We start from the raw sequence: 26,357 nt of genomic DNA on the forward strand, positions 1-26,357 counted from the left end.
GTGCACCGCCGCCACGCGCCTCCCGTCCGGCGGGTCCCGGCCGCAACCCGCTCCGATGGAGCAGGATTCGTCGCCTCACGCACCGTGACCCGACGGTTTCTGCTCCACGGAGGAGGACGAGTGACGAACGTCGACGACGCACCACGGGTGAGGCCGCGGGTCTGAGACCGGTCAGTCGCGGGTGGTGATGCCGAAGGGCGAGCTCTCGAGGTCCGTGAAGTTGCCCACCGTCGCCCGGACCGTGCACGAGGGCGCGACCGCCAGCGCGGTCACGACGAGGCCGTCCGACGAGACGGCCAGTGCACCCGAGCACCCGTCGGCGAAGCGGACCCCGGACTCCCCGCCGGCGACGTCGGTGAGCATCTCCGACGGCTTCCCGGTCGAGGGGCTGCGGTAGAGCGGGTTCAGTTCGTCGGCGCCGCTCGGCCACACCGGCACGAGCGTCACCGGCAGCGTGGTCTGGCTGACCGTGCGGTCAGGCGTGCGGACCTCGACGCCCTGCAGCCGCTGCACGGGGTACGACGTCCCGGTCACCGACTGGTCGGAGACGGCCGTCGTGGTCGCGTTCCCGGCGGCGTCGAGCCACTCCTGCAGGCCGGCCTGGTCGGGCACGTCCGACAGTCGCACGGTGGCCTGCACGGTCAGGTCCTCGCCCGCTGGGACCACCACGTCGGAGAGCGTCCACCCGCAGCGGACGTCGACGCCGGTCAGCGACGGCTGGTTCCTGGCGCCGGCGACGTCGCCGCCGGTCGCTCCGTCCCCGGTCGCTCCGTCCCCGGTCCACGTGACCGCGGGGCACTCGGACCGCGATCCGACACCGGGCACCACCTCGAGCAGCGGTCCGCGGAGCGTCGCTGCCTGCGCGGCGTACGTGATCGACAGCGCGACGGTCCCGGCCTGCGGGTCGACGGTCGCCTTGCGGGTCGTCGAGAGCCCGGTCGGCAGCGGACGGTCCTGCTGGTAAGCGCTCGCAGCCTGTGCCGTGCGGGCTGCGCTCGGGGTGCCCTTCCCGCCCAGGGCGCCCGGGAGCCAGACGACCCCGCCGACGACGAGCGCCGCGACGAGCACCACACCGAGGGCGCCGAGCCCGAGCATGCGGTTCGTCAGCCAGTCGGGGCGCTGCCACCGGCGGCGAGCGGGGGCCTCGGGTTCGCGGGCGGCGGCGACGGGAGGCCGTGCGAGCGGCCGGAAGACCGTCTGCGACCCGGCCTGGCCGAGTTCGGGTGCGGGGCCGGCGTCGTCCGCGCCCGCTGCCGGCTCGGGGGTGTCCGCGGGGGCGCCGCCGGCGGCACCGCTCCCGGGCCGCACGCCGCGCACGACGGTGGCGGGACGCTCGACCTCGGCGAAGGACTCCGGGTCCGTCGTCGGGGTCAGGGCGGGGGCGTCGGCCAGCTGCCGGGCGAGGCGACGCAGGGTGGCCGCGGCGTCGTTAGCCGCAGGACGTGCGGCCGGGTCCTTCGCGAGCATCGTCGACACCGCCGACCAGAGCGACGCGGGGACGTCGAGCTGCGGCGGGTCCGAGGTCACGTGGCGGTAGGCGACGGCGAAGTCGGTGCCCGGCCCGGCGAAGGGCGTGCGCCCGGCGAGCAGCTCGTAGAGCATCACCCCGGCGCCGTACACGTCGGCCGCGGGCCCCGAGCGCCCCTGGCTGATCGACTCCGGTGCCATGTACTGCGGTGTGCCGAGGAGCCCGGTCGTGGTGCGCTGCCGGTCGGCCATCACCGACGCGATGCCGAAGTCCGACACCCGCACGTCACCGGTCGTGCCGGGGGCCCACGGGGCGGCGAGCAGCACGTTGTCGGGCTTGACGTCCCGGTGGGTGACGTCCTGCTCGTGCGCCACGGCGAGGGCGTCGAGCGTCTCGGCGGTGATGGTCAGGGCGTCCCGCGGCGGCAGCGTCCCCGCGTCGGCGAGCAGGTCGCGCGCGGAGCCCCCGCCGACCAGGTCCATGACGATCGCCAGCCGGTCGCCCTCGACGACGAGGTCGCGCACCCGGACGATCGACGGGTGCTGCAGGCCGAGCAGCACGGTGCGTTCGCGGACGAAGCGTTCGACGACGGTCGGGTCGGCGGCGAGCTCGGCACGCAGCAGCTTCGCGGCGACGTGCTCGCCGGTCGCCGTGTGCTCGGCGCGCCAGACCTCGCCGGTCGCACCCGTGCCGAGCAGGTCGACCAAGCGGTACGACGCACCGAGCGGTTCACCACGGCCGTACTGCGCCCGACCCTGCTCCGTCACGTTGCCCCCGACTGCCCCCGGCCGACCCCTCGTCGACCTCGCGTCATGTTACCGGCCGGGGTCGCGCTCGTACTGCACGTCGATCGCGTGCTGCGTGAAGCCCGAGCGACGGTACAGCGCGAGCGCCGGCTCGTTGTCGCCCTCGACGTAGAGCGCTGCGGCGGTCAGCCCGCGACCGGTCAGGCGTGCCGAGCCCGCGCGCATCAGGACGCCGCCGAGCCCCTGCCCCTGCAGGTCCGGCCGGACCGCGACCGCGTAGAACTCGCCGGTGCCGTCCTCGACCTTGAGCCAGCACGAGCCCGCGAGCGCACCGGAGGCGTCTCGCAGGAGCAGCAGGTCGTCGCCGGAGAACCACGGCTCGGCCTCGCGGGCACGGAGGTCCTCGAGGGTCATGCGGCCCTGTTCGGGGTGGTGCGCGAAGGCCGCGGCGTTCAGGGTCAGCCAGGCGTCCTCGTCCGCGGGGTCGCCGGCGCGGAAGGCGTCGAGCCGGTGGCCGTCCGGCAGGTCGACCGCGGGCGGGGCGTCCGCCACCGGAGCCCGGAGCTGCAGCAGGGTGCGCACCGGCGCCCAGCCGTGCCGGTCGGCGAGGGCCCGGGCGGCGGGGTGGTCCCCGTGCGCCCACGCGAGGTGCGGAGCACCCGGAGCTGCCGCCGCGCCCCCGGCGCCCTCGGTGGTCACCTGCGCGACGAGGGCCGATCCGACGCCCCGGCCACGGGCCTCCCGGGCGACGACGAGTTCCAGCTCGCCGTCACGGACCACGGCGACCCCGCGTTCGTCCCCGACCACGGTCGCACGGCCGGCACGGACGTCGACCAGGGTCTGGTCGGAGAAGGGCGGGGCCTCGCCCGCCGCGACCGAGGCGGCGGCGAGCATCTCGACGACGGCGAGCACTACTGGCCCGCCAGACGCTCGGCCTCGTCGTCGTGCACGTTGAAGCGGTAGCCGACGTTGCGGACCGTCCCGATCAGCGACTCGAGGTCGCCGAGCTTGGCGCGGAGGCGTCGCACGTGCACGTCGACCGTGCGGGTGCCGCCGAAGTAGTCGTAGCCCCACACCTCGCTGAGGAGCTGCTCGCGGGTGAACACGCGCGACGGGTGCGAGGCGAAGAAGCGCAGGAGCTCGAACTCCTTGAAGGTGAGGTCGAGCGGCCGTCCCCGGACCTTCGCCGAGTAGCTCGCCTCGTCGATGACGACGCCGGAGGCCTGGATCTTCGACCCCGACGGGTTCTTCGCGGCGCGGCCCGTGGTGAGCCGGACGCGGGCATCGACCTCGGCGGGGCCGGCGCTCTCGAGCACGACGTCGTCGACGTTCCACTCGCTGTTCACCGCGGTGAGCCCGCCCTCGGTCACGACGAGGATGATCGGCGTCGTCGACCCGCTCGTCGCGAGGATCTTGCACAGGGCCTTGGCGCTGACGAGGTCGAGACGGGCGTCGACGAACATCAGGTCGCTCTGCGGGGCGTTGACCAGCTGGGCGGCCTCGGCGGGGACGTGGCGGATCCGGTGGCTCAGGAGACCGAGACTCGGCAGGACGTCGCCGGGCGCGGCTGAGGTGAGTACCAGGAGCTGGGCCACAGGACCTCCAGAACGAGGGGACGTCGTGGAGCCATCCTAGTGATGCCGCGGCGGCGGCCCGCCGACCGGCCGGTCGGTCGGTCGGCGCGGGCACCACCTCGACGAGGCCCTGTCATGATGGAGCGCGTGACCGAGCCCGTCCCGCCCCTCGACCAGCGCCGCCTGCGCCTGACCTCCGTGCTGCCGGTGTGGGTGCTCGCGGTCGTCGGTGCCGTGCTCGTGCTGGCCCTGACGCAGAAGGACTCGTTCGCCTGGCTCCTGCTCGTCTTCGTGCTCTGCGTGCTCGTGAGCTTCGTGCTGCAGCTCATCACCGCGACGAAGGACGGACTGGTCGAACGGATCAGCATCGCGTCCTCCGGGGCCTTCGTGGTCGTGCTCGTCACGGCCGTGGTGCTGCTGGCGCGCTGAGCGACCGCGCGGTCCGCGACAGCGCGGTCCGCGACAGCGCGATCCAGCGCCCGCGCGACCCGCGGTGTCCGGCCCTGGCGTCGTCAGGCGTCCCGCGTAGACTCGCCGCATGGATTCGCTGCTTGCGCTCGAGCTGTTCTACGTGGGCCTCCTCGGCCTGGCGTCGCTCGCGATCGCGTTCATCTCGGTCGTCGTCGTCGTGAAGCTGTTCAAGGGTCAGCGTTGATCGAACTGCCGGAGGGCCTGGCGCCCGAGCTCGTCCCGCTGTCCTGGCTCGTCGGTGTCTGGGAGGGCACGGGCGTGGTCGAGTACCCCGTGGGCGACGAGGACGAGCCCCGCAAGTACGAGTTCGGCCAGCGCGTGAGCTTCAGCCACGACGGCCTGCCGTACCTCAACTACTCCTCGACGACGTGGCTGCTCGACGACGACCACACGCCCCTCGCCGCCGAGATGGGCTACTGGCGCATCGACCGTCCGAACGAGCCGGGCGACCGCGGCCCCGCGATGCTGATGGGCGACGGTCCCGCGCCGTTCAGCACGGTGGAGAGCGTCGAGGCGCTCCGCAACACGACCGACGGTTTCGACGTCGAAGCCGCGATCATCCACCCGACGGGCGTCAACGAGCTGTACGTCGGTCGCGTCCGGAAGGGTCGGATCGACCTGGCCACCGACGCCGTGATGCGCTCGCCGAACGCGAAGGACTACTCCGCCGCGACCCGCCTGTACGGCCTGGTCGAGGGCAAGCTCTTCTGGGCGTGGGACATCGCCGCGCTGGGGCAGCAGCTCACCTCGCACGCCTCGGGGCAGCTCGCGAAGGTCGACTGATGTCGGTCTTCGCGGGTCGCGACGGGTTCGTCGCGACCGAGGTCGGTCCCGCCGCCCACTTCGGCAATCCCGTCGGCGAGCAGCGGGCACTCGCCTCCGGCCGTGCGGTCGTCGAGCTCGGGCTCGGCGTCGTGACGGTCAGCGGACCCGACCGCCTGTCCTGGCTGAACTCGATCACGTCGCAGCTGCTCACCGGGCTCGAGCCCGGCGTCGGCACCGAGACGCTCGTCCTCGACCAGTCCGGCCGCGTCGAGCACGCCGCCCGGGTGGTCGACGACGGCGAGGTCACGTGGCTCCTCACCGAGGCCGCCGACGCGGCTCCGCTCGCGGCCTGGCTCGACTCGATGCGCTTCATGCTCCGCGTCGAGGTCGCCGACCGGTCGTCCGACCTCGTCACCCTCGGCCGGTTCGACCGGTCGGCAGCGCCGGACGACGTGGTCGTCGAGTGGGTCGACCCGTGGTCGTCGGTGACGCCCGGCGGGTGGGGGTACGCCGCCCTGGAGGCCCACCCCGGCTCCGACTGGACCCTCCGCATCGACGTGGTCACCCCGGACACCGCGGTCGCCCTGGCGGCGTCGGACGCGCCGGTCGCGGGGCTCCTCGCGTTCGAGGCGCTGCGCATCGCCGCGTGGCGCCCCGTGCTCGGCGACGTCGACGAGCGGACGATCCCGCACGAGCTCGACTGGCTCCGCTCCGCCGTGCACCTGTCGAAGGGCTGCTACCGCGGGCAGGAGACCGTCGCGAAGGTGCACAACCTCGGGCACCCGCCGCGCCGGGTCGTGATGCTGCACCTGGACGGGTCGGACGGCGTGCTCCCCGCGCCGGGCACCGCGGTCGAGCTCGACGGCAAGGACGTCGGACGGCTCACCGCCTCGGCGCTCCACCACGAGCTCGGGCCGGTCGGGCTCGCGGTCGTGAAGCGGTCCCTCGACCCCGCTGCGGTCCTGACCCTGACCGTCGACGACGTCGTGGTCACCGCCGCGCAGGAGACGATCGTCCCGCCGGAGGCCGGAGCGACGGCGAACGTGCCGCGCCTGCCCCGGCTCGGAGCCGTCCGCCGCTCGTAGTCGCGCTCAGGCGGGGGCGACGGCCGACCAGGGCACGCTGAGCTCGCCCAGGCGCCACCGGCTCACCCCGTGCAGCACCGGCCAGCCCCGGTCGCGCATGCCGTGCACCGTCGCGATCCACCGCTGGCGGGGGCCGTACGTGCCGAGGGGTGCGGCGACCGCCCACGAGCGGTCGAGGTCGAGCAGGAACGCGTGCACCCGTTCCTCGGGGACGTTCCGGTGGATCAACGCCTTGGGCAGCCGCTCGGCGACGATGCTCGGCAGCTCGAGGTCGGCGACCCGCAGGGACACCGTGAAGGTGTGCGGTGCTCGGTCGTCGAGCGTCACCCAGGACGCCACCCGGCCGACCTCGTTGCAGGTGCCCTCGACGAGCGCTCCGCCGGGCTGGAGGCGGTCCTGCATGATCCGCCACGAGTCCACGACGGCGGACTCGTCGTACTGTCGGAGCACGTTGAACGCCCGGATCACGGCGGGCGGGCGGCCGTCGGGGGTCGGCGTCTCGAAGCCGCCGAGCCGGAACGTCACCCCGTCGCGGGTGCCGGCGTTCGCCAGCGCCACCCGTGACGGCTCGATCTCGATGCCGGTGACCTCGACGTCGGGGCGGACCCGGGCCAGCCGGTCCCGGAGCTCGAGGGTCGTCGTCGGCCGGGCGCCGTACCCGACGTCGGCGACGAGCGGGTCGTCCGTCCGCCGCAGGACCGGGAGCGCGGCGATCCACCGGTCGACACGACGGAGCCGGTTGTACCCGGTGGTCCCGCGCGTGACGTTCCCGATGGGCATGGTGACCAGGGTACGGGCACCCGGAACGGCGGTGCGGCGCTCGGTAGACTCGGACGCATGACCTCCACGCTCGTCCTGCTCCGTCACGGCAACAGTGACTGGAACCAGAAGAACCTGTTCACCGGTTGGGTCGACGTCCGGCTCAGCGAGCTGGGCGAGAAGGAGGCGAAGCGCGCCGGCGAGCTCATCGCCGACTCGGGCATCGTGCCGGACGTCCTGTACACGTCGCTCCTGACCCGTGCGATCCAGACCGCGGACATCGCCCTGCTCGAGGCCGACCTCGCCTGGCTGCCGGTGAAGCGCGACTGGCGCCTCAACGAGCGCCACTACGGCGACCTGCAGGGCAAGGACAAGGCCCAGACGCTCGAGCAGTACGGCGAGCAGCAGTTCATGGAGTGGCGTCGCTCGTTCGACGTCCCGCCGCCCCCCATCGCCGACGACGCCGAGTGGTCGCAGGCCGGGGACCGCCGCTACGCCGACCTCGGCGACCAGCTGCCCCGCACCGAGTCGCTCAAGCTCGTGATCGACCGACTGCTGCCGTACTGGGAGTCGGACATCACGAAGGACCTCGGCGAGGGCAAGACCGTCCTGGTCACCGCGCACGGCAACTCGCTCCGCGCCCTCGTGAAGCACCTCGACGGCATCTCCGACGACGACATCGCGGGCCTCAACATCCCGACGGGCATCCCGCTCGTGTACGAGCTCGACGACGACTTCCGGCCGACGAAGCCCTCGTACTACCTCGACCCCGAGGCCGCCGCTGCCGGTGCCGCCGCGGTCGCCGCCCAGGGCGCCAAGAAGTAGCACCAGACTGCACCGCGAAAGCGACAGTCCGCCGCCGAACCCTCGCGGCAGACTGTCGCTTTCGCGTTCCGGTCGGGTGCTCGAAGACCGGGGGCAGCTCAGACGAAGTGGTCGGCGATCTCCTGCACGAGGGCCCCGACGTCGTACGGCCGCCCGGTGTCGACCCGCACGACCGGTACCCCGGGCAGCCCGATCGGCGCTGCCTCGTCGCCGTGCTCGTCCCAGAACGCCAGGACCTCCGCCAGGTCCCCGTGCACCTCGTGCCGCACGGGCATCGTGCCGGGCTCGTACCGGTCGCGCAGCCGGTCCGCGGCGGTGACCCGGTCGACCTGGCAGAACACCTCGACGGCACGCGGCGACCCGGCGGAGGCGAGTCCGGCCTCCAGACGGTCGCGGTCACGGGACGGCAGCCAGACGGCGTCGAGGACGACCCCGTTCTCGACGGCCCGCGCCATCGACCACATCGTGTCCATCGCGATCCCGCCGAGGTCGCGCGAGCCGATCATCGGACCGACCACGTCGGCCAGGGGTTCCTTGATGCGGTCCTTCGACAGGAAGGGGCAGCCGAGCACCTCGGCCAGGGCGGCACCCACCGTGCTCTTGCCCGAACCGGGCATCCCGTTGACGACGATCGCGACCTGAGCCATGCCACGATCCTGGCAGAACCCGTCAGGCGGGGGAGGTCGTCACCGACGCGGCGCCGGTCCAGTCGCCCGTCGCCAGGTACTCGACCTTCTTGGCGATCGACACCGCGTGGTCCGCGAAGCGCTCGTGGTATCGCGAGGCCAGCGTCGCGTCGACCGTGTCGATCGGGTTGCCCTTCCAGGTCTCGCCGAGCACGAAGTCGAACACGCTCGCGTGCAGCTCGTCGACTGCGTCGTCCTCGTCGCGGATCTCCGCCGCCAGGGCGATGTCCTCGGTGGCGAGCAGACGCGTGAGCTTCTGCGCCATCTGCACGTCGTGCGCGCCCATCTGCTTGAAGGTGCCGCGGAGGCCCTTCGGCACGACCTTCTCGGGGAAGCGCTGCCGGGCGAGCTGCGCGATGTGCTCGGCCATGTCGCCCATGCGCTCGAGCGACGAGCTGACGCGCAGCGCGGTCACGACGACGCGGAGGTCACGGGCGACCGGCGCCTGCCGGGCGAGGATGTCGATCGCGATCTCGTCGAGGCTGTTCGCGGCGTGGTCGATCTTGGCGTCGTCGGCGATCACCTCCTCGGCGAGGGCGACGTCGGAGTCGCTGAACGCCTGGGTCGCACGGGTGATGGCGGACTCGACGAGTCCGGCGATCTCGGTCAGACGCTCCTGGACGTCCTGGAGCTCCTGCTGGAAGACTTCGCGCATGGGGGATGTGCCTCTCTGATGCGTACCGGACGAGTGTCGTCAGCCCAGGTGAACGAACGGTGACCTACGGCTGAACACCTCCCGATCCGGGGGCGGAACTGCGCCGGAGGGGGGTGAACGGCGTCCGAACCCCGCGTGACGATCCCTACACTGGCGGCATGGACAACGCGTGGCTCGTGCCACTGTCGATGCTCCTCGGCGGGGTCTTCGGCGCAGGGGTCGTGGTGCTGGTCATCACGGCGGAGCGCACGGCCCGGGCAGCCGACGTCGCGGAACGGACGCTGCCCGACGGCGTCGCCGCGGTCATCGCCACGATGCACAACCCGGCCGTGGTCGTCGACCCGTCGAACACGGTGGTCGCCGCCTCGCCGCAGGCACTGACCGTCGGGCTCGTCGTGCGGCGGAAGCTCGTGCACGCCGAGCTCGCCGACCTGGTGGACCGGGTGCGCAGGAGCGGGGAGATGGCGTCCGAGGACCTCGAGCTGCCCCGCGGGCGCAGCGGGGAACTCGTCGGCTACCTGAGCTTCCGGGCTGCGCAGCTGGGCAACCGGTACGTGCTCGTCACCGCGGACGACCTGACCGAGAGTCGCCGCATCGACGAGGTCCGGCGCGACTTCGTGGCGAACATCTCGCACGAGCTGAAGACACCCATCGGGGCGATCGGGCTCCTCGCCGAGACCCTGGTCGTCGCCGCCGACGACCCGGAGCACGTGAAGAAGTTCGCCGGGCAGCTCATCACCGAGTCCGAGCGGCTCGGGGCGCTGACGAAGGACATCATCGAACTGTCGCGGCTGCAGTCGGTCGACACGCTCGAGAGCAGCGAGGAGACCTCCGTCGACAAGATCGTGCAGGCCGCGGTCGACGCGAACGAGGTCGTCGCCCGCGCCCGGGAGATCGAGATCGTCCGGGCGAAGCGGTCGAAGCTGCGGGTCATGGGCGACCCGGGGCTGCTGCAGGTCGCGGTGTCGAACCTCATCGCGAACGCCGTCAAGTACTCCCCGGACCACACCCGTGTCGGCATCGGCGTCCGCTCCACCAAGGGCTTCGTCGAGATCGCGGTGACCGACCAGGGCGTCGGCATCCCCGAGGCCGACCTCGACCGCGTGTTCGAGCGCTTCTACCGCGTCGACCCCGCCCGGTCGCGGGCGACCGGGGGCACCGGCCTCGGGCTCGCCATCGTCAAGCACGTCGTCGGCAACCACGGCGGCGACGTCCGCGTCTGGTCGCAGCCCGGCAAGGGCTCGACCTTCACCATCCGCCTGCCCGAGGCGGATCCCGACCTCACCACCGCACTCGAAGAGCAACTGGAAGAGCAGCCATCGTGACCAAGATCCTCATCGTCGACGACGAGCCGGCCCTGAGCGAGCCCCTGGAGTTCCTCCTGCAGCGCGAGGGGTACGAGACCTCCGTCGCCGCGGACGGCGTGACCGCGCTGTCGAAGTTCGACGCCGAGAACCCCGACCTGATCCTGCTCGACCTCATGCTGCCCGGGCTGAGCGGCACCGAGGTCTGCCGGCAGGTCCGGACGCGCTCGAACGTGCCGATCATCATGCTCACCGCGAAGGACTCCGAGGTGGACATCGTCGTCGGGCTCGAGCTCGGCGCGGACGACTACGTGACGAAGCCGTACTCGACCCGGGAGCTCCTGGCCCGGCTGCGGGCGGTCCTGCGCCGGCGCACGGAGGACGACCCGGGCGACAGCGGCATCCTGCAGGTCGGTGGGATCCGGATGGACGTCGAGCGGCACACCGTCTCGGTGGACGGGTCGGAGACGCCGATGCCGCTGAAGGAGTTCGAGCTGCTCGAGCTGCTGCTCCGCAACGCCGGTCGGGTGCTCACCCGCGGACAGCTCATCGACCGGGTGTGGGGGTCGGACTACTTCGGCGACACGAAGACGCTCGACGTGCACATCAAGCGCATCCGCTCGAAGATCGAGCGTGTCCCGAGCACTCCGGAGGTCCTGGTGACGGTGCGCGGCCTGGGGTACCGGATCGAGGGCTGACCCCGTCAGCCGTCGCCGGTGGCGCTGGCACGCGACGCACTGGAGGCCCGGTGCCGGTTCCGAGAACCGGCACCGAGCCTCCGGTGTGTTGCGTCGTGTGCGTCGCGCCGGTCGGGCGCGCGATGCTCAGTTGGTGCCGCTCTCGCCCTCGGACGAGTCGGTCTGCGAGTCGCCCGACTGCGTCCCCGGGGCGGTGGCGTCACCGGTCGGCTCCGAGCCGCTCTCCGACGGCGAGGTGGAGCGCATCGACGGGGTGGCCGACGGCGAGGTGGAGGGGGCGAGCGTCTGGTACTCCTCGAGCGCGCTGGTCAGCACGGGGACGCTGGCCGAGACGCCCTCGGCACCGGAGTACGAGAAGTACGTCTTGACGAGCGAGCCGGGGACGACGTCGGAGGCGTCGAACAGGACGGCCTTGGAGTCGGCGACCTGCGAGCCCTGACCGGCGTTGCCCTCCTCGGAGCCGGCCTCGGAGGTACGGGACGCGTTCGGGGTGTTCGCGCCGAGGTCGGCACGGCTGTTGCCCGGGACGACGATGGTCTGCGTGTCGCCACCGACCTCGATCGAGAGCGTGACCTCCTTCGACCCGGTGTTGACGATCGTGCCGATGAAGCGGGCGTCGTCCTCCTGGTCGCTGATGAACAGCGCGTTCCGGATGTCGATCGAGCCGGTGCTGACGTTCACGCCGTCGGTGATCTGCTTGATCTCCTTGGTGTGCGCGGGCGACATGAACTCGCAGCCGGTGGCGCCGAGCGCGATGGATGCCGCAACGGCGACGGACACGAGTACCCGAGCTCGCAAGAGATTCCTCCGGAAGATCACGATGTGGACCAGACGGTCCGCGCCCATCCTACCGATCGTCGGGGGTGCGGGCCGCCCAGGCCCCTTACCCGAAACGCCCTTGTGGTAAACTGGGGGTCCTGGGAACGGAGCCTGATACATGCAATTCGAGGTCGGCGAGACCGTCGTCTACCCCCACCACGGGGCGGCAACCATCTCTGAAGTCAAGACGCGCGTCATCAAGGGCGAGGAGAAGGTCTACCTGAAGCTGCGCGTCACGCAGGGTGACCTGACGATCGAGGTGCCGGCGGACAACGTCGACCTGGTCGGCGTCCGCGACGTCATCGGCAAGGAAGGCCTCGACAAGGTCTTCGAGGTCCTGCGGGCACCCTTCACGGAAGAGCCCACCAACTGGTCGCGCCGGTACAAGGCGAACCTGGAGAAGCTGGCGTCGGGTGACGTCATCAAGGTGTCCGAGGTCGTCCGCGACCTCTGGCGCCGTGACCAGGACCGCGGGCTCTCCGCGGGCGAGAAGCGGATGCTGGCCAAGGCCCGGCAGATCCTGATCTCCGAGCTCGCCCTGGCCGAGAAGACCGACGAGGACAAGGCATCGACCGTCCTCGACGAGGTCCTCGCCTCCTAGCGCGAACCGCAGCTGGACGCCACCACGACGACCGCCCTGCTCCCCGACCGGGTGAGCAGGGCGGTCGTCGTCGTCGCGGCGGGGTCCGGTACCCGGCTCGGCATCGGCGACGCCAAGGCGTTCGTCCCCGTCGCGGGGGAGCCGATGCTCACGCGTGCCGTCCGCACCGTGTTCACCCTCGCGGAGCCGACCGTCGTCGTGGTCGTCGCGCCGGAGGCCCGGCTCGACGAGTGCCGCGCCCTGGTCGCCGCCGTCGCCGGACCCGCGGTCGACCTGACCGCCGTCGTCGCGGGCGGAGCCGACCGGCACGCCTCGGTGCAGGCGGGCCTCGACGCCCTGCCGGACGGCATCGAGTGGGTCGGGGTGCACGACGCCGCACGCTGCCTGACACCGGCGGCACAGTTCGACGCCGTGTTCGCCCGGGCCCGCGAGACCGGCGACGGCGTCGTCCCGGCCCTGCCCGTCACGGACACCGTCAAGCGGGTCGACGGGGACGTCGTGGTCGAGACGGTCGACCGGTCGGCGCTCGTCGGGGTGCAGACACCCCAGGTCTTCCCGCTCGCCCGGCTCCGGGACGCCTACGCGGTCGCCGTGCAGTCCGAGACCGACGACGCCGGGGTGTACCGAGCTGCGGGCGGCACGGTGCGGACGGTGACGGGCGACGCGGACGCCTTCAAGATCACGACGCGGTGGGACCTGGCACGGGCCGAGGCGCTCGTGGCCGCCCGCACCGGGGCCGCGGCGACCAGGGCCGCGGCGACGGGGGCCGCCGCCGCGGTGCCCGTCGTCCGGGTCGGCCTCGGCGTCGACGTGCACGCGTTCGACGCGGTGTCGCCGTGCCGCGTCGGGCTGCTCGACTTCCCCGGCGAACCGGGGCTCTCCGGGCACAGCGACGGTGACGCGGTGGCGCACGCGGTCTGCGACGCCCTGCTGTCGGCGGGCGGACTCGGGGACATCGGCGGCCGCTTCGGCACGTCCGACCCGCGGTACGCCGGCGCGTCCGGCGACGTCTTCGTGCGCGGGGCCGTCGAGCTCCTACTGGCGGCCGGACTGGTGCCGACGTCGGTCACGGTCCAGGTGATCGGCAACCGCCCCCGCATCGGTGCCCGACGGGACGAGATGCAGTCCGCCCTGGCCGCGGTCGTCGGTGCACCGGTGGCGGTGTCCGGCACGACGACGGACGGCCTCGGCCTGACCGGGCGCGGCGAGGGGCTCGCGGCGATCGCGACCGCCGTCGTCCGTCCCGCCTGAGCGGAGCGCTGCCGCCCGGCTCCGGCACCCGTGTCGCCCGACGTCCTAGGCTTGGGGCGTGACCGTTCGCCTGTACGACTCCCGCGCCGCAGCCGTCGTCGACCTCGTCCCGCTGGTCGACGGACAGGTGAGCATGTACGTCTGCGGCCCGACCGTGCAGTCGTCCCCGCACATCGGGCACCTGCGGTCCGCGCTGGTCTACGACGTGTGGCGCCGCTGGCTGACGTACCGCGGGTACCGGGTGACCCTCGTGCGGAACGTCACCGACATCGACGACAAGGTCCTCGACCTCGCCGCGGGCACCGACGAGCCGTGGTTCGCCCGGGCGTACCGCGTCGAGCGGGAGTTCACCGCGGCCTACGACGCCCTCGGCATCCTGCCGCCGACGTACGAGCCCCGGGCGACCGCGAGCGTGCCGCAGATGCACGAGATCATCGAGCGGTTGATCGAGCGCGGGCACGCCTACGCCGCGGCCGACGGCACGGGTGACGTGTACTTCGACACGGGCAGCTGGGAGTCGTACGGCGCCCTGACGCGTCAGCGCCGCGAGGACATGGTCGAGGCGGCCGACGCCGACCCCCGCGGCAAGCGCGACCCGCGGGACTTCGCGCTCTGGAAGGGCGCCAAGCCGGGGGAGCCGACGACGGCGACCTGGGACTCCCCGTGGGGTCCGGGCCGCCCGGGCTGGCACATCGAGTGCTCCGCGATGTCGCGGCGCTACCTGGGGCCGGCGTTCGACATCCACGGCGGTGGTCTCGACCTGCGCTTCCCGCACCACGAGAACGAGCTCGCGCAGTCGACCGCCGCGGGCGACGCCTTCGCGAGTCACTGGCTGCACAACGGGCTCGTCACCGTCGAGGGGCAGAAGATGTCGAAGTCCCTCGGGAACTCGATCTTCGCCGCGGAGTTCCTCGGGTCCGCCCGTCCCGCCGTGGTCCGGTACTTCCTCGGCGCCGCGCACTACCGGTCGTCCATCGACCACCACGAGGGCTCCCTGGCCGAGGCCGAGGCGGCGTACGACCGGATCGAGGGCTTCCTGACCCGCGCGGAACCCCGGCTCGAGGGGGTCGTCCCCCGCGACGCCCCGGCCGTGCCCGACGCCTTCGCGGCCGCGATGGACGACGACCTCGCGGTCCCGCAGGCACTGGCCGTCCTGCACGAGACCGTCCGCGCCGGGAACGCCGCCCTCGACGCCGACGATGCGGAAGCGCTCGCGACCGCGTACCATCAGGTGGCTGCGATGGTCGAGGTCCTCGGCATCGACCCGCGCGCGGCCCACTGGTCCGGCGGTGCGCAGGACGTCTCGGCCGCACCGCTCGCCGCGCTCGTCGACCGCCTCGTGCAGGAGCGCGCCGACGCCCGTGCTGCACGCGACTTCGCCACGGCGGACCGGGTGCGGGACGACCTCGCAGCCGCGGGGATCACCATCGAGGACACCGCAGCAGGAACACGCTGGAGCATCGCCTGACAACGGCCGTGCCGGACAGGAGAGAGCAATGAAGAACGTCTCGGGGAGCAAGAAGGGCCGGCCCGGCGCCGTCCGCTCCGGCCGCAAGGGCAACAAGCAGGTCGGCTCCGGCGGCCAGGGCGCGCAGGCGCTCGAGGGTCGGAAGCCGACGCCGAAGGCCGAGGACCGGCCCTACCACCCCGCCGGCAAGCGCAAGGCGGCCAAGGAGCGCTTCGACGCGGCCCGCGGTCGCCACGGTGCCTCGAGCTCGCCGCAGCAGCGCACCGGCCGTCCGCCGCAGCGCAAGAGCGACGACTCCGAGCTCGTGACCGGGCGCAACTCCGTGCTCGAGGCGCTCCGCACGAAGACCCCGTCGACGACCCTCTACATCGCCGCCCGCATCGAGGTGGACGACCGCGTCAAGGAGATCCTGGCGCTGGCGAACCACCGCGGTGTGCCGATCATGGAGATCATGCGGCCGGAGCTCGACCGCATCACCGGTCACGACAGCGTGCACCAGGGCGTCGCGCTCAAGGTCCCGGCCTACGAGTACGCCGTCGCCGAGGAGATCGCCGAGCGTGCGTTCTCCCGCGACCAGGTCCCGCTCATGGTGGCCCTCGACGGCATCACCGACCCGCGCAACCTCGGTGCGATCATCCGCTCGACCGCGGCCTTCGGCGGCCACGGCGTCATCGTGCCGCAGCGCCGCTCGGTCGGCGTGACCGCGTCGGCGTGGAAGACGTCGGCCGGTGCCGCTGCCCGGACGCCCGTCGCGATGGCGCCGAACCTGACGCAGACCCTCAAGTCGCTGAAGTCGATGGGGCTGTTCGTGCTCGGCCTCGACGGCGACGGCGACGTGCAGCTCGACGCCCTCGAGCTCGCCGACCGGCCGATCGTGATCGTCGTCGGGTCCGAGGGCAAGGGGCTGTCGCGCCTGGTCACCGAGACCTGCGACGCGATCGTCTCGATCCCGATCTCGAGCGCCACCGAGTCGCTCAACGCGGGCATCGCCGCGAGCGTCACCCTGTGGGAGGTTGCCCGGCGCCGTCGCGCCGAGTAGGCGCGCGCTGCGCGGTGGCGCAGCGCGTACCCACCCGACCACCTGGAGGCCCGGTGCCGGTCCACGAGACCGGCACCGGGCCTCCAGTCCGTCCGGTGAGTGTCCCGCGAGCGGGCAGGACACGCCGCGGGACGGACGTCCGTCGGGCGGGAATCGTCGCCCGACGTCACTGAGCGCGACAGATCTCGCCCGCTCGCGCGAGCGCGCCGGGACCGGGCACGGGACCGTCAGACCGTGGCGCGCCAGTCCTCGACGTCGTCCTCGTCGGCCAGCGCGTCGTCGTCGTCGACCACCGGGATCGGCAGCGTCATGGACGACGTCGGCGGGTTGATGAGCAGCCGCTCGTCGCGACGGTGCCGGAGCACGTCGTTGATGTACGCGGTCGTGGCCTCGGGCAGCGAGACCGACCGTTCCTCTTCCTGGGACATGTACCAGCGGTGCTCGAGCAGCTCGTGGAAGACCTCGGCCGGCTCCAGCCGACCACGCAGGTCGCGCGGGATCGAGCGGACGACGGGCTCGAAGACCCGCGACACCCACTCGTGCGCGACCATCTCCTCGTCGAGCTGGTCACGCCCGTTCCGCGCCCGGTACGCGTCGAGGTCGTTGAGCAGCCGCCGTGCCTGGTTCTCGCCGGCGTCGAGACCCGTCAGGCGCAGCAGTCGGCGCTGGTGGTGTCCGGCGTCCACGACCTTCGGCTGGATGCGCACCTGCGAGCCGCCCTCGGTCGTGTGGATCGAGAGCTCCTCGATGTCGAAGCCGAGCGCGTTGAGCCGCTCGACCCGGTCGTTGATGCGCCACCGTTCCTTGATGTCGAACTGCTCGGTGCCGGTCAGTTCCTTCCACAGGATCCGGTACTGGGCGACGATGCGGTTCGACACGTCGACGGCGTCGGCGTTCTCGTCGAGGCGCCCGCCGGCCTCGAGGTCGAGGAGCTCGCCGGCGATGTTCACGCGGGCCACCTCGAGGTCGTTCTCGCGCTGCCCGTTCGACAGCCCGCCCGGGTAGAGCTTGCCGGTCTCGGCGTCGACCAGGTACGCGGCGAAGGCTCCGGCGTCGCGGCGGAACAGGGTGTTCGACAGCGAGACGTCGCCCCAGTAGAAGCCGATGACGTGCAGCCGGACGAGCAGCAGGGCGAGGGCGTCGACGAGACGCGTCGCGGTCTCCGGCCGCAGGGTCTGCGAGTACAGCGCCCGGTACGGCAGCGAGAACCGCAGGTGCCGGGTGACGAGCACCGGGTGCAGCGGCTCACCGTGCTCGTCGACACGGTTCGTGATCACCGCGACGGGGTCGACGCACGGCACGTCCATGCGCTGCAGCGTCCGGAGCATCTCGTACTCGGACCGCGCGACCTCCTCGCCCGTCTCCTTGACGGCCGCGACGTACCCGCTGAGGTGCACGAAGCGCACGAGGTGCCGCGAGATGCCCTTCGGCAGGGCGACGATGACGTCGTCGGGCCAGTCCTCGAGCGGTCGGTCCCACGGCAGGTCGAGCAGGCCGGGGTCGACGGTGGCGGCGGTGATGGACATGGAGTCGGGCACGGGTGGCTCCTGTTGGTGCGGTGGTCTCTCACGGACGGGAGGCGCGGTGCCAGCTGGCACCGCGCCTCCCGTCCGGCTGTCCCAGCGTTACGCGCTGACGACTGCCTTGTCGTCCAGGCGCTCGCCCGACTCGGTGTCGAAGGCGTGCACGTGGCCCTGCTTCGGCGTGATCACGATGGTGTCGCCGATCGACGGGTGCGAGCGACCGTCGACGCGGGCGACGATGTCGGTGCGCTGGCCGTTCACGTCGGCGTGACCGTAGAGGTAGCCGTCGGCGCCGAGCTCCTCGACCACGTCGACCGTCACCGGCAGGCCCTCGCCCGAGGTCGACACGATGACGTCCTCGGGGCGGATGCCGACGGTGATGTTGCCGGAACGGGCGTTCGACAGGGTGTCGCGGTCGAGCGGGTGGTTCAGCGTGCCGAAGCGGATGCCGCCCTCGATGACGTCGGCGGGCAGCAGGTTCATGGCCGGCGAACCGATGAAGCCGGCGACGAACACGTTGTTCGGCTTCTCGTACAGGTCACGCGGCGAGCCGACCTGCTGCAGGATGCCGTCCTTGAGCACCGCGATGCGGTCACCCATGGTCAGGGCTTCGGTCTGGTCGTGCGTGACGTAGACCGTCGTGACGCCGAGACGACGCTGCAGCGACGCGATCTGGGTGCGGGTCTGCACGCGGAGCTTGGCGTCGAGGTTCGACAGCGGCTCGTCCATGAGGAACACCTGCGGCTGACGGACGATCGCACGGCCCATCGCGACGCGCTGACGCTGACCACCCGAGAGCGCCTTCGGCTTGCGGCCGAGGTACTGCTCGAGGTCGAGGAGCTTCGCGGCCTCCTGCACGCGGGTGGCGCGCTCCTCCTTGCCGACACCGGCGATCTTGAGCGCGAAGCCCATGTTCTCGGCGACGGTCATGTGCGGGTACAGCGCGTAGTTCTGGAACACCATCGCGATGTCGCGGTCCTTCGGCGGGACGTCGGTGACGTCGCGCTCGCCGATGCGGATCGCGCCGGAGTTGACCTCTTCGAGGCCGGCGAGCATGCGCAGGGAGGTGGACTTGCCGCAGCCGGAGGGGCCGACGAGGACGAGGAACTCGCCGTCGGCGACGTCCAGGTCGAGGGAGTCGACCGCGGGGCGGGTGCCTCCGGGGTAGAGACGGGTTGCCTTGTCGTAGGTGACGGACGCCATGAGCGTTCGATCCTTCCTTCACCGGCAGGTACGTGCCGGACGATCCGTAGTGAAGCGGTTGCCCTGGGGGCCCCGGATGGTCGTCGTCGACCATCGTTGCTCATACAACACGACTTCCCCCGCCAGCGCCAGTGCACGGTCCGACCTGGTTGGCTGGTCCCAGGAAGGACCACTACGATCGGCGGGTCCGTCCGGCGTACGGGGGAAGGCGAGGCCGTGCGGACGTCAGGATCAACGTGAGGACCATCGACGCATGACCAACCGCCCCGAGGGTGACGCACGCGCCGCGCGCAACGAACGACGAGAGGCCGCACGCCAGCGGGCCCAGCGAGCGCGGGCCCAGCAGAAGCGCCGGCAGCGCGGGACCCGCCTCGGGCTGCAGATCGGCCTCGGCGCCGTGCTCCTCGCCGCGGTGGCGGTCGTCACGCTGGTGCTCGTCGACTCGGTGCAACCGGCGGGTCCCGGTCCGTCCACGATGTCGCAGGGTGGCATCACCATCGGGCAGGACCTCCAGCCGGTCGACTCCGCCTCGACCCCGTCGCCGAGCGCGACCGGGGCCTCCGACCCGGTGCGGATCACGATGTACGTCGACTACCTCTGCGACACCTGCGCGCAGTTCGAGAAGGCGAACGGCGACTACATCGCGAGCCTGGTCGACTCCGGCGCCGCGACGGTCGACATCCACCCGGTCGCCGTGCTGACGAACCGGTCGCAGGGCACGAAGTACTCGCTGCGCGCCGCGAACGCCGCTGCCTGCGTCGCGGACCGGTCGCCCGGCCAGTTCTACGCCGTGAACCAGGCGCTCTTCGCGCGGCAGCCCGACCAGGGCACCTCCGGCCTCACCGACGCGCAGCTCGAGCGGCTCGTGACCGGCGTCGACGGGGTGCGGGACACGGCGGCGATCCGCGACTGCATCCAGGACCAGACCTTCGCCAAGTGGGTCGACGAGCGCACGGCCGACGTGACGGGCGGGGACATCCCCGGGTCGTCGCTCAGCGAGTTCCCCGGGCCGCCCCTGGTGCTCGTGAACGGCAAGCAGTACGAGCTGACCGCGCCGATCACCAACGACGACTTCCGCACCTTCGTGGTGTCGGCGGCGGGTGCGTCGGACGCGACGCCGTCGCCGACGGCCACGCCGACCCCCTCCGCGAGTGCGTCCGCCGGCTGACGTCGCGAGACGGTCGACCGACCGACGGACGGGAGGCTCCCCACCGGACCGGTGGGGAGCCTCCCGTCCGTCACGGCCGGGTCTACAGCTGCGCGCCGGGCACGCTGAAGGTGTCGCAGGCGGTCGCCCCGCGCTCGTAGCCCCGCGTGAACCACGTCTGGCGCTGCGCGCTGGACCCGTGTGTGAAGGAGTCGGGGTCGACCCGACCCGTCGCACGCTCCTGGATGCTGTCGTCGCCGACGGCGCCCGCCGCGGACAGTGCGTCGGCGATCTGCGCCTGCGTGACCGGTTCGAAGAACGTCTCGCCGTTCGCGTCGCGGGTGGTCGCAGCCGATCCGACCCAGGAGCCCGCGTAGCAGTCCGCCTGCAGCTCGACGCGGACGCTGCCCGAGGACGCTCCCGTACCGGAGCGGTCCGTGTCGGCGAAGGTGCCCTGGAGCTGCTGCACGTGGTGCCCCCACTCGTGTGCGACGACGTACATCTGTGCCAGTGGACCGCCGGACGAGCCGTACCGGGACTGCAGGTCGTCGTAGAACGCGGTGTCGAGGAAGATCGCGCGGTCCGGCGGGCAGTAGAACGGGCCGGTCGACGCCGAGGCCTGGCCGCACCCGGTGTCCGTCGACCCGTCGAAGAGCCAGAAGCCCGGCGTCGTGTACGCGATGCCGAGGGTGTCGGCCTCGTCGGACCAGTACGCGTCGAGCGACTCCGCGGCGCCCTCCATCCGGCACTCCACCCGCTGGTTCGCGTCACGGCCGGTGCGGCACTCCTCGGCCGGCTGCACCGTCTCGTCCTGCTGCTGGATCTGCGTGGTGCCGCTCCCGTCACCGACGATGCCGCTCAGGTCGACCCCGGTGAACTGCGCGATGAGGAAGACCACGATCGCCGCGACGCCGACACCGCCGCCGCCGATCGCCGCCGTCCGCCCGCGGCGCTTCACCTTCCCGCCGCTGAGCTGCGAGTCCTCGTTGAACGTCATGCCGCCGACCGTACCCGCAGCCGACCCGCGTAGCGTCCGGTACGTCGGTGACCCCGACACCTGTCGTACAACAGCACGCTCGACCCGGAAGGAAACAGCACCATGGTCACTCCGATCAGCACCGTCATGAGCCCCGCCCGCTACGTGCAGGGCAAGGACGCCATCACCCGCGTCGGGGAGTTCGTCGCACCGATCGGGAAGCGTCCGCTACTCGTCGCCGACGACGTGGTGTGGGGCATCGTCGAGGACGCCGTGCGCGCGAGCTTCGACGCCGCCGGGCTGCCGGTCGAGCGGGTGGGGTTCGGTCGCTTCGCCACCCCGCAGGCGATCGACGACCTCACCGCGAGGATCCGCGAGACGGACTCCGACGTGGTGGTCGGCCTCGGCGGCGGCTCGGCGATCGACGCCGCGAAGGCCTCGGGGCACCTCGCCGGGATCCGCTGGGCGAGCGTCCCGACCGCGGCGAGCACCGACGCCCCGACCTCCGCGCTGGCGGTCGTGTACTCGGAGGAGGGCGAGTTCATCGAGTACCGCTTCTTCCCGCACAACCCCGACCTCGTGCTCATCGACACGAAGCTCGTCGCGAACGCCCCCGTGCAGTTCCTCGTCGCGGGGATCGGCGACGCACTCGCCACCTGGGTCGAGGCCCGGGCGGCGAAGCGCGCGAACGCCGACACCATGGCGGGCGGGCTGCAGACCGAGACCGGCGTCGCGCTCGCGAGGCTGTCGTGGGAGCTCCTGCACGACAACGCGCTCCAGGCCATCGAGTCCGTGAAGGCCAAGGTCGTCACGCCCGCGCTCGAGAAGGTCGTCGAGGCGAACACCCTGCTCTCCGGGCTCGGCTTCGAGTCCGGTGGCCTGGCCGCGGCGCACGCCATCCACAACGGCCTGACCGCGGCACCCCAGGCGCACGGACTCGCACACGGGCAGAAGGTCAACGTCGGCACGATCGCGCAGCTCGTGCTCGAGGGGGCGCCCGCCGACGAGATCGAGGACTTCGTCGTCTTCACCACGAAGGTCGGGCTGCCGAACACGCTGACCGAGATCGGTCTGACCGTCGACGACCGGGACGTGCTGCAGGCCGTCGCCGAGGCCGCCACCGTGGAGAGCGAGACGATCCACAACATGCCGTTCCCCGTGACCGCCGAGGCCGTCGTCGACGCGCTCGTCGCGATCGAGGGGATCTCCCGCAGCATCCGCGCCGCCCACGGGCTCCCGGAGCCGGAACTGTACCGCGCCCACTGAGCGCGGACGGAGGGGGTGCGAGCAGCATGGCGGCATGGCCGACCTCGACGAACAGCACCCCCTCTTCCTCCTCGCGATGGACCAGCGGTCCTCGCTCCTGGAGCACACGTACGGCGACGAGTCCGGCGAGCCCGCTGACGACGCCGACGCCCAGCGTGTCCGCGCGGGCAAGCAGCTCGTGTACCGCGGCGTGCTCACCGCGCTCGCCGCGGGGGCGTCCCGCGCCCGCACCGGCGTGCTCGTCGACGAGCGCTACGGCGCCGACGTCGCCCGGCTCGTGCGCGAGGCCGGCCTGCAGCTCGCGATGCCGATCGAGCGCTCGGGCCGTGACTGGTTCGAGCTCGAGTACGGCGACGACTGGCTCGCGCACGTGGACTCGTTCGACCCGGACTTCGTGAAGGTCCTGGTGCGCGACAACCCCGCGTTCGACGCCGCGGACCGGCAGGCCCAGGCCGAGCGGCTCGCCGAGGTCTCGCAGGCCCTGCACGACGCCGACCGCGCGTTCCTGGTGGAGCTCCTCGTCCCCGGCACCGACGAGCAGCAGGCGTCCGCCGACGACTACGACCGCGACGTCCGACCGGGGCTCGTCGTCGAGACGATCGGGTACCTGCAGGAGCACGGCGTCGAGCCGGACGTGTGGAAGCTCGAGGGCCTCGACCGCACCGAGGACGCAGAGCGCGTCGTCGCCGCCGTCCGTGCCGGCGGTCGTGACCACGTGCAGTGCATCGTGCTGGGCCGCGACGCCCCGGAGGACCAGCTCGACCACTGGCTGCGGACAGCCGCGCCCGTCGACGGCTTCGTCGGCTTCGCCATCGGGCGGAGCAACTGGGAGGACGCCCTCGACGACGTCGTGCAGCGGGGACTGGACCGCGAGGCCGCCGAGCAGGTCATCGCCGCGAACTACCGGCACTTCGTGGACACGTGGCTCGAGGCACGCCCCGACGTCGTCGACGGGGTGGACGCCGGCGCCGCCTGAGCGCGTCCCGCGGGCCGCCGGCACCTGCCGGCGCCGACCGGTGTCAGGTGCGGATCAGCGGTTCCAGCGCCGCCAGGTCCGCACCGATGCCGACGTCCACGAGCTCGATCCGGCCCGCGAGCGTCGCACCGGGGCCGGTCAGCAGGCCCGCCTTCACCCCGCCGAACGTCACGGTGACGTCGGCGTGCAGCACGTGGTCGTCGGCCACCGCACCGGTGTCGACGTCGATGCCGCTCGGCACGTCGACGGCGACGACGAACGGGGCGCGCTGGTCGCGGGCGAGCTCGCGGATCGCGTCGACGACCTGACGGGCGGGAGAGCGCAAGGGGGTCCCGCCGCCCGCCCCGATGCCGAGGATCCCGTCGAGCACGAGGTCCGCCTCGGCGGCGGCCTCGCCGGCGACCGCCGCCAGGCGGTCGGCGTCGGGGGTCACGGCCGCCCGCAGGATGTCGGCAGCGCCGCCCGTGCCGGGGCCGGTGCCCGTTTCTGACGGGCCGTCCAGGAGGCTCGCCCCGGCGTCCAGCGCCGCTGCCAGGCCCGCCTCGTGGACGCGTGAGCCGACGCGCAGCACCGCCACGTGCCTCCCGTCCGATGCCAGGCGCGCTCCCGCGAACAGGGCGTCGCCACCGTTGTCGCCGCTGCCGACGAGCAGCAGGACCGACCCCGGGCCGTCCTGCGGACGGACCGCCGGATCGTCGAGGAGCTCACCGACGATGCGGGCCAGCCCGTCCGCCGCTCGCTGCATGAGGGGTTCCCCCGCCTCGAGGTGCGGCCGCTCCGCCGCCCGGACCTGATCGCCGCCGTAGCCGTCCATGGGCACCACACTGCCCCGGTAGCCTGGTGACGCCATGTCACTCGTCCCCGAAGCGCCCCGTCCCCGTGCCGTGATGTCCCCGGACGGCCTGAAGCTCGCGACGTACGACTTCGGCGACCCGGACGCCCCCGTGGTCGTCGCCGTGCACGGGTTCGCCTCGGGCGCGGTCCTCAACTGGCACGCCTCCGGGTGGACCCGCGACCTCGTCCGCGCCGGGTACCGCGTCGTCGCACTCGACCAGCGTGGGCACGGAGCCTCGTCGAAGCCGCACGATCCGGCCGCGTACTCGATGGACCTGCTCGTCGCCGACGTGACGACCGTCGTCGACACCTACCTGCTCGACGACGTCGCGTTCCTCGGGTACTCGCTCGGGGCCCGCGTCGGCTGGCACACGGCGGAGCGGATCCCGGACCGCATCTCACGGGCCGTGCTCGGCGGGATCCCCGACGCGGATCCGATGCGCCGCGTGGCCGTCGACCAGGCGAAGGCGTACATCGCCGACGGCACGCCGGTCGAGGACCGGGTGACGAACGGGTACCTGCAGATGGCGGCGAACGTCGAGGGGAACGACCTGCGGGCGCTCGTCGCGATGGTCGAGGGGATGCGGAACAGCGTCGAGCCGACGCCGGAGAACGCGCCCGCGCAGCCGATCCTGATGGCGGCGGGCAGCGAGGACGGCATCCGGGACAGCGCCGTGCGGTTGGCGGAGGCGGCGCCGGACGCGTCGTTCTTCGAGATCCCGCGGCGGAACCACTTCAACGCGCCGACGTCGCGCGACTTCCGGGAGCGCGCGATCGCCTTCCTGTCCGACGGGCGCTGAGGGGGCAGTGCTGACGCCCTGACGGGTACTGGCAGGTCCCCGCTGGCGGAGGCGACCGGGCGTAGCGTCCCCGCCATGGACTACAGACTCCTCGGCAACAGCGGGACATCGGTGTCGACGCTGACCCTCGGCACCATGACGTTCGGCAGTGAGGCCGACGAACCCACCTCCCACCAGATCCTCGACACGTTCGTCGCAGCGGGCGGCACGCTCGTCGACACCGCGGACGTGTACTCCGGCAACGAGTCCGAGCGCATCATCGGCCGGTGGCTCGCCGCCCACCCGACCGAGGCGCAGCAGGTCGTCCTCGCGACGAAGGGCCGGTTCCCCCAGGGCGACGGTCCGAACGACCTCGGCCTGTCCCGCCGGCACCTGCGCGTCGCCCTCGACGCCTCGCTCGAACGGCTCGGCGTGGAGCACATCGACCTGTACCAGATGCACGCGTGGGACGCCCTGACCCCGATCGAGGAGACCCTGCGCTTCCTCGACGACGCGGTGTCCGCCGGGAAGATCGGCACCTACGGCTTCTCGAACTACCTCGGCTACCAGGTCACCAAGGCCGTGTACGAGGCGAAGGCCCACGGCTGGGCACCGCCGGTGACGCTGCAGCCCCAGTACAACCTGCTCGTGCGCGACATCGAGCACGAGGTCGTCCCGGCGTGCCTGGACGCCGGGATCGGCCTGCTGCCCTGGTCGCCCTTGGCCGGCGGCTGGCTCTCGGGCAAGTACCAGCGCGACGAGGCGCCGACGGGCTCGACACGGCTCGGCGAGGACCCGCAGCGCGGCATGGAGGCGTGGGAGGCCCGGAACGCCGACGAGCGCACGTGGAAGGTGCTCGACGCGGTGTCCGACGTCGCCGACGCGCACGGTGCCTCGCGGTCGCAGGTCGCCCTCGCCTGGCTGCTCGCACGCCCCGCGGTGACGAGCGTCATCCTCGGCGTACGGACGGTGTCGCAGCTCGAGGACAACCTCGGCGCGGCGGACCTCGTGCTCACCGACGACGAGCTGCAGGCCCTGACCGACGCGAGCGCTCCGCGGATCGACGACTACCCGTACGGCACCGCCGGCGTCGCACAGCGCGAGCGCCGGATCACGGGCGGCCGCTGAACACCAGCGGACGCTGGAGCACTCAGCGAGAGCGCAGACGAGGCGGCCGCTTCCTGCAGATCCGTGCGGGTTCGCGCGATTCGGGCCGGAAGCGTGGACACGCCACCGGGCATGGTGTCACCATCGAGGAACGACCGGCTGGTTACCGCGTCGAGCGCCCGGAACGCCTCCTGATCCGCGTTCCGCGTGTGCCGGAGGGCCCGGACGACACCCGTCCGGGCCCTCCGCCCTGCTGGGGCCGGCAGCGGGACTCGAACCCGCAACCCCCGTTCACGGGGTGACCGATCACGGGTGATTTGCTACTTAGCAAG

26 protein-coding genes are annotated in these 26,357 nt (G+C 72.4%); 15 read left to right on the forward strand and 11 right to left on the reverse strand.

Going from position 1 to position 26,357, the window contains the following annotated elements:
- Positions 1-171 precede the first annotated feature (171 nt).
- Genes ACIPEQ_RS13135 through ACIPEQ_RS13145 form a run of 3 tightly spaced genes read right to left on the reverse strand, consistent with a single transcriptional unit; the run spans position 172 to position 3,809 of the window.
- Positions 172-2,235 carry a serine/threonine-protein kinase gene (locus ACIPEQ_RS13135; protein ID WP_402715499.1) on the reverse strand — a complete coding sequence of 688 codons (2,064 nt, stop codon included), beginning with the start codon at positions 2,233-2,235 and terminating at the stop codon, positions 172-174.
- 48 nt (positions 2,236-2,283) lie between these two features.
- On the reverse strand, positions 2,284-3,126 hold the full coding sequence (gene mshD, locus ACIPEQ_RS13140) for a mycothiol synthase (RefSeq protein ID WP_402715500.1): 843 nt from the start codon (positions 3,124-3,126) through the stop codon (positions 2,284-2,286).
- Positions 3,126-3,809, reverse strand: a complete 684-nt coding sequence (locus ACIPEQ_RS13145; RefSeq protein ID WP_126891650.1) for a response regulator transcription factor — start codon at positions 3,807-3,809, stop codon at positions 3,126-3,128. Before ACIPEQ_RS13145 ends, mshD begins: the two co-directional genes overlap by 1 nt.
- 126 nt (positions 3,810-3,935) lie before the next feature.
- On the opposite strand from ACIPEQ_RS13145, the gene ACIPEQ_RS13150 reads away from it, so the two are divergent.
- From ACIPEQ_RS13150 to ACIPEQ_RS13160, 3 genes are all read left to right on the forward strand, one after another.
- Positions 3,936-4,217: a hypothetical protein gene (locus ACIPEQ_RS13150; RefSeq protein ID WP_126891649.1), complete on the forward strand. Its 282-nt coding sequence runs from the start codon at positions 3,936-3,938 to the stop codon at positions 4,215-4,217.
- Positions 4,218-4,439: 222 nt separating this feature from the next.
- Positions 4,440-5,042, forward strand: a complete 603-nt coding sequence (locus ACIPEQ_RS13155) for an FABP family protein (protein ID WP_066656691.1) — start codon at positions 4,440-4,442, stop codon at positions 5,040-5,042.
- Positions 5,042-6,109 carry a YgfZ/GcvT domain-containing protein gene (locus ACIPEQ_RS13160; RefSeq protein ID WP_402715501.1) on the forward strand — a complete coding sequence of 356 codons (1,068 nt, stop codon included), beginning with the start codon at positions 5,042-5,044 and terminating at the stop codon, positions 6,107-6,109. The genes ACIPEQ_RS13155 and ACIPEQ_RS13160 overlap by 1 nt, the downstream gene beginning before the upstream one ends.
- A 6-nt stretch (positions 6,110-6,115) precedes the next feature.
- Here ACIPEQ_RS13160 and ACIPEQ_RS13165 read toward each other — a convergent pair whose 3' ends face one another.
- Positions 6,116-6,889 (reverse strand): class I SAM-dependent methyltransferase, encoded by a 774-nt coding sequence (locus tag ACIPEQ_RS13165; protein WP_402715502.1) that lies wholly within the window; start codon positions 6,887-6,889, stop codon positions 6,116-6,118.
- Between the two features lie 57 nt (positions 6,890-6,946).
- Between ACIPEQ_RS13165 and ACIPEQ_RS13170 the strand changes: the two genes are divergently transcribed.
- Positions 6,947-7,693, forward strand: a complete 747-nt coding sequence (locus ACIPEQ_RS13170; RefSeq protein ID WP_126891647.1) for a phosphoglyceromutase — start codon at positions 6,947-6,949, stop codon at positions 7,691-7,693.
- A 98-nt stretch (positions 7,694-7,791) separates the two neighbouring features.
- Here ACIPEQ_RS13170 and ACIPEQ_RS13175 read toward each other — a convergent pair whose 3' ends face one another.
- Together ACIPEQ_RS13175 and phoU are read right to left on the reverse strand one after the other, a co-directional pair.
- Positions 7,792-8,340, reverse strand: coding sequence for an AAA family ATPase (locus ACIPEQ_RS13175; RefSeq protein ID WP_402715503.1), 549 nt, complete (start codon positions 8,338-8,340; stop codon positions 7,792-7,794).
- A 22-nt stretch (positions 8,341-8,362) separates the two neighbouring features.
- Positions 8,363-9,034, reverse strand: a complete 672-nt coding sequence (gene phoU / locus ACIPEQ_RS13180; protein ID WP_126891645.1) for a phosphate signaling complex protein PhoU — start codon at positions 9,032-9,034, stop codon at positions 8,363-8,365.
- Between the two features lie 158 nt (positions 9,035-9,192).
- Here phoU and ACIPEQ_RS13185 point away from each other — a divergent pair, with 158 nt between their 5' ends.
- Positions 9,193-10,359, forward strand: a complete 1,167-nt coding sequence (locus ACIPEQ_RS13185) for a sensor histidine kinase (protein WP_402715504.1) — start codon at positions 9,193-9,195, stop codon at positions 10,357-10,359.
- Positions 10,356-11,036 carry a response regulator gene (locus ACIPEQ_RS13190; protein ID WP_402715505.1) on the forward strand — a complete coding sequence of 227 codons (681 nt, stop codon included), beginning with the start codon at positions 10,356-10,358 and terminating at the stop codon, positions 11,034-11,036. The genes ACIPEQ_RS13185 and ACIPEQ_RS13190 overlap by 4 nt, the downstream gene beginning before the upstream one ends.
- A 126-nt stretch (positions 11,037-11,162) precedes the next feature.
- On the opposite strand, the gene ACIPEQ_RS13195 is transcribed toward ACIPEQ_RS13190, so the two are convergent.
- Complete coding sequence (locus ACIPEQ_RS13195) at positions 11,163-11,816, reverse strand: hypothetical protein (RefSeq protein ID WP_402715506.1); 654 nt, start codon at positions 11,814-11,816, stop codon at positions 11,163-11,165.
- Between the two features lie 157 nt (positions 11,817-11,973).
- On the opposite strand from ACIPEQ_RS13195, the gene ACIPEQ_RS13200 reads away from it, so the two are divergent.
- Genes ACIPEQ_RS13200 through rlmB form a run of 4 tightly spaced genes read left to right on the forward strand, consistent with a single transcriptional unit; the run spans position 11,974 to position 16,214 of the window.
- Positions 11,974-12,456 (forward strand): CarD family transcriptional regulator, encoded by a 483-nt coding sequence (locus tag ACIPEQ_RS13200; RefSeq protein ID WP_017888066.1) that lies wholly within the window; start codon positions 11,974-11,976, stop codon positions 12,454-12,456.
- Between the two features lie 51 nt (positions 12,457-12,507).
- Positions 12,508-13,707, forward strand: coding sequence for a 2-C-methyl-D-erythritol 4-phosphate cytidylyltransferase (gene ispD / locus ACIPEQ_RS13205; RefSeq protein WP_402715507.1), 1,200 nt, complete (start codon positions 12,508-12,510; stop codon positions 13,705-13,707).
- Positions 13,708-13,765: 58 nt separating this feature from the next.
- The gene (gene cysS, locus ACIPEQ_RS13210) at positions 13,766-15,175 is read left to right on the forward strand and encodes a cysteine--tRNA ligase (protein ID WP_402715508.1); all 1,410 of its coding nucleotides are present in this window, start codon (positions 13,766-13,768) and stop codon (positions 15,173-15,175) included.
- A 28-nt stretch (positions 15,176-15,203) separates the two neighbouring features.
- The gene (gene rlmB / locus ACIPEQ_RS13215; protein ID WP_126891639.1) at positions 15,204-16,214 is read left to right on the forward strand and encodes a 23S rRNA (guanosine(2251)-2'-O)-methyltransferase RlmB; all 1,011 of its coding nucleotides are present in this window, start codon (positions 15,204-15,206) and stop codon (positions 16,212-16,214) included.
- Between the two features lie 227 nt (positions 16,215-16,441).
- Here the strand turns inward: rlmB and ACIPEQ_RS13220 are convergent, their stop codons facing one another.
- Positions 16,442-17,752 (reverse strand): DUF4032 domain-containing protein, encoded by a 1,311-nt coding sequence (locus tag ACIPEQ_RS13220; protein ID WP_209675424.1) that lies wholly within the window; start codon positions 17,750-17,752, stop codon positions 16,442-16,444.
- Between the two features lie 87 nt (positions 17,753-17,839).
- The gene (locus ACIPEQ_RS13225) at positions 17,840-18,940 is read right to left on the reverse strand and encodes an ABC transporter ATP-binding protein (RefSeq protein WP_126891637.1); all 1,101 of its coding nucleotides are present in this window, start codon (positions 18,938-18,940) and stop codon (positions 17,840-17,842) included.
- Between the two features lie 253 nt (positions 18,941-19,193).
- Here ACIPEQ_RS13225 and ACIPEQ_RS13230 point away from each other — a divergent pair, with 253 nt between their 5' ends.
- A complete protein-coding gene (locus tag ACIPEQ_RS13230; protein WP_402715509.1) occupies positions 19,194-20,108 on the forward strand; it encodes a DsbA family protein in 915 nt (304 codons plus the stop codon).
- An 82-nt stretch (positions 20,109-20,190) separates the two neighbouring features.
- Here the strand turns inward: ACIPEQ_RS13230 and ACIPEQ_RS13235 are convergent, their stop codons facing one another.
- Positions 20,191-21,084, reverse strand: coding sequence for a neutral zinc metallopeptidase (locus ACIPEQ_RS13235; protein WP_402715510.1), 894 nt, complete (start codon positions 21,082-21,084; stop codon positions 20,191-20,193).
- Between the two features lie 102 nt (positions 21,085-21,186).
- Between ACIPEQ_RS13235 and ACIPEQ_RS13240 the strand changes: the two genes are divergently transcribed.
- Complete coding sequence (locus ACIPEQ_RS13240) at positions 21,187-22,329, forward strand: glycerol dehydrogenase (protein ID WP_402715511.1); 1,143 nt, start codon at positions 21,187-21,189, stop codon at positions 22,327-22,329.
- A gap of 34 nt (positions 22,330-22,363) precedes the next feature.
- On the forward strand, positions 22,364-23,305 hold the full coding sequence (locus ACIPEQ_RS13245) for a 2-deoxy-5-keto-D-gluconate 6-phosphate aldolase domain-containing protein (protein ID WP_402715512.1): 942 nt from the start codon (positions 22,364-22,366) through the stop codon (positions 23,303-23,305).
- 43 nt (positions 23,306-23,348) lie between these two features.
- On the opposite strand, the gene ACIPEQ_RS13250 is transcribed toward ACIPEQ_RS13245, so the two are convergent.
- Entirely contained in the window at positions 23,349-24,155 is an 807-nt protein-coding gene (locus ACIPEQ_RS13250; protein WP_402715513.1) for an NAD(P)H-hydrate epimerase, read from the reverse strand.
- Between ACIPEQ_RS13250 and ACIPEQ_RS13255 the strand changes: the two genes are divergently transcribed.
- Together ACIPEQ_RS13255 and ACIPEQ_RS13260 are read left to right on the forward strand one after the other, a co-directional pair.
- Positions 24,154-24,939 carry an alpha/beta fold hydrolase gene (locus tag ACIPEQ_RS13255; RefSeq protein WP_126892670.1) on the forward strand — a complete coding sequence of 262 codons (786 nt, stop codon included), beginning with the start codon at positions 24,154-24,156 and terminating at the stop codon, positions 24,937-24,939. The genes ACIPEQ_RS13250 and ACIPEQ_RS13255 overlap by 2 nt on opposite strands.
- Before the next feature lie 75 nt (positions 24,940-25,014).
- Positions 25,015-26,046: an aldo/keto reductase gene (locus ACIPEQ_RS13260; RefSeq protein WP_354027641.1), complete on the forward strand. Its 1,032-nt coding sequence runs from the start codon at positions 25,015-25,017 to the stop codon at positions 26,044-26,046.
- Positions 26,047-26,357 lie beyond the last annotated feature (311 nt).

It is taken from the genome of Curtobacterium sp. NPDC087080, from assembly GCF_044745105.1.
GTDB lineage: Bacteria > Actinomycetota > Actinomycetes > Actinomycetales > Microbacteriaceae > Curtobacterium.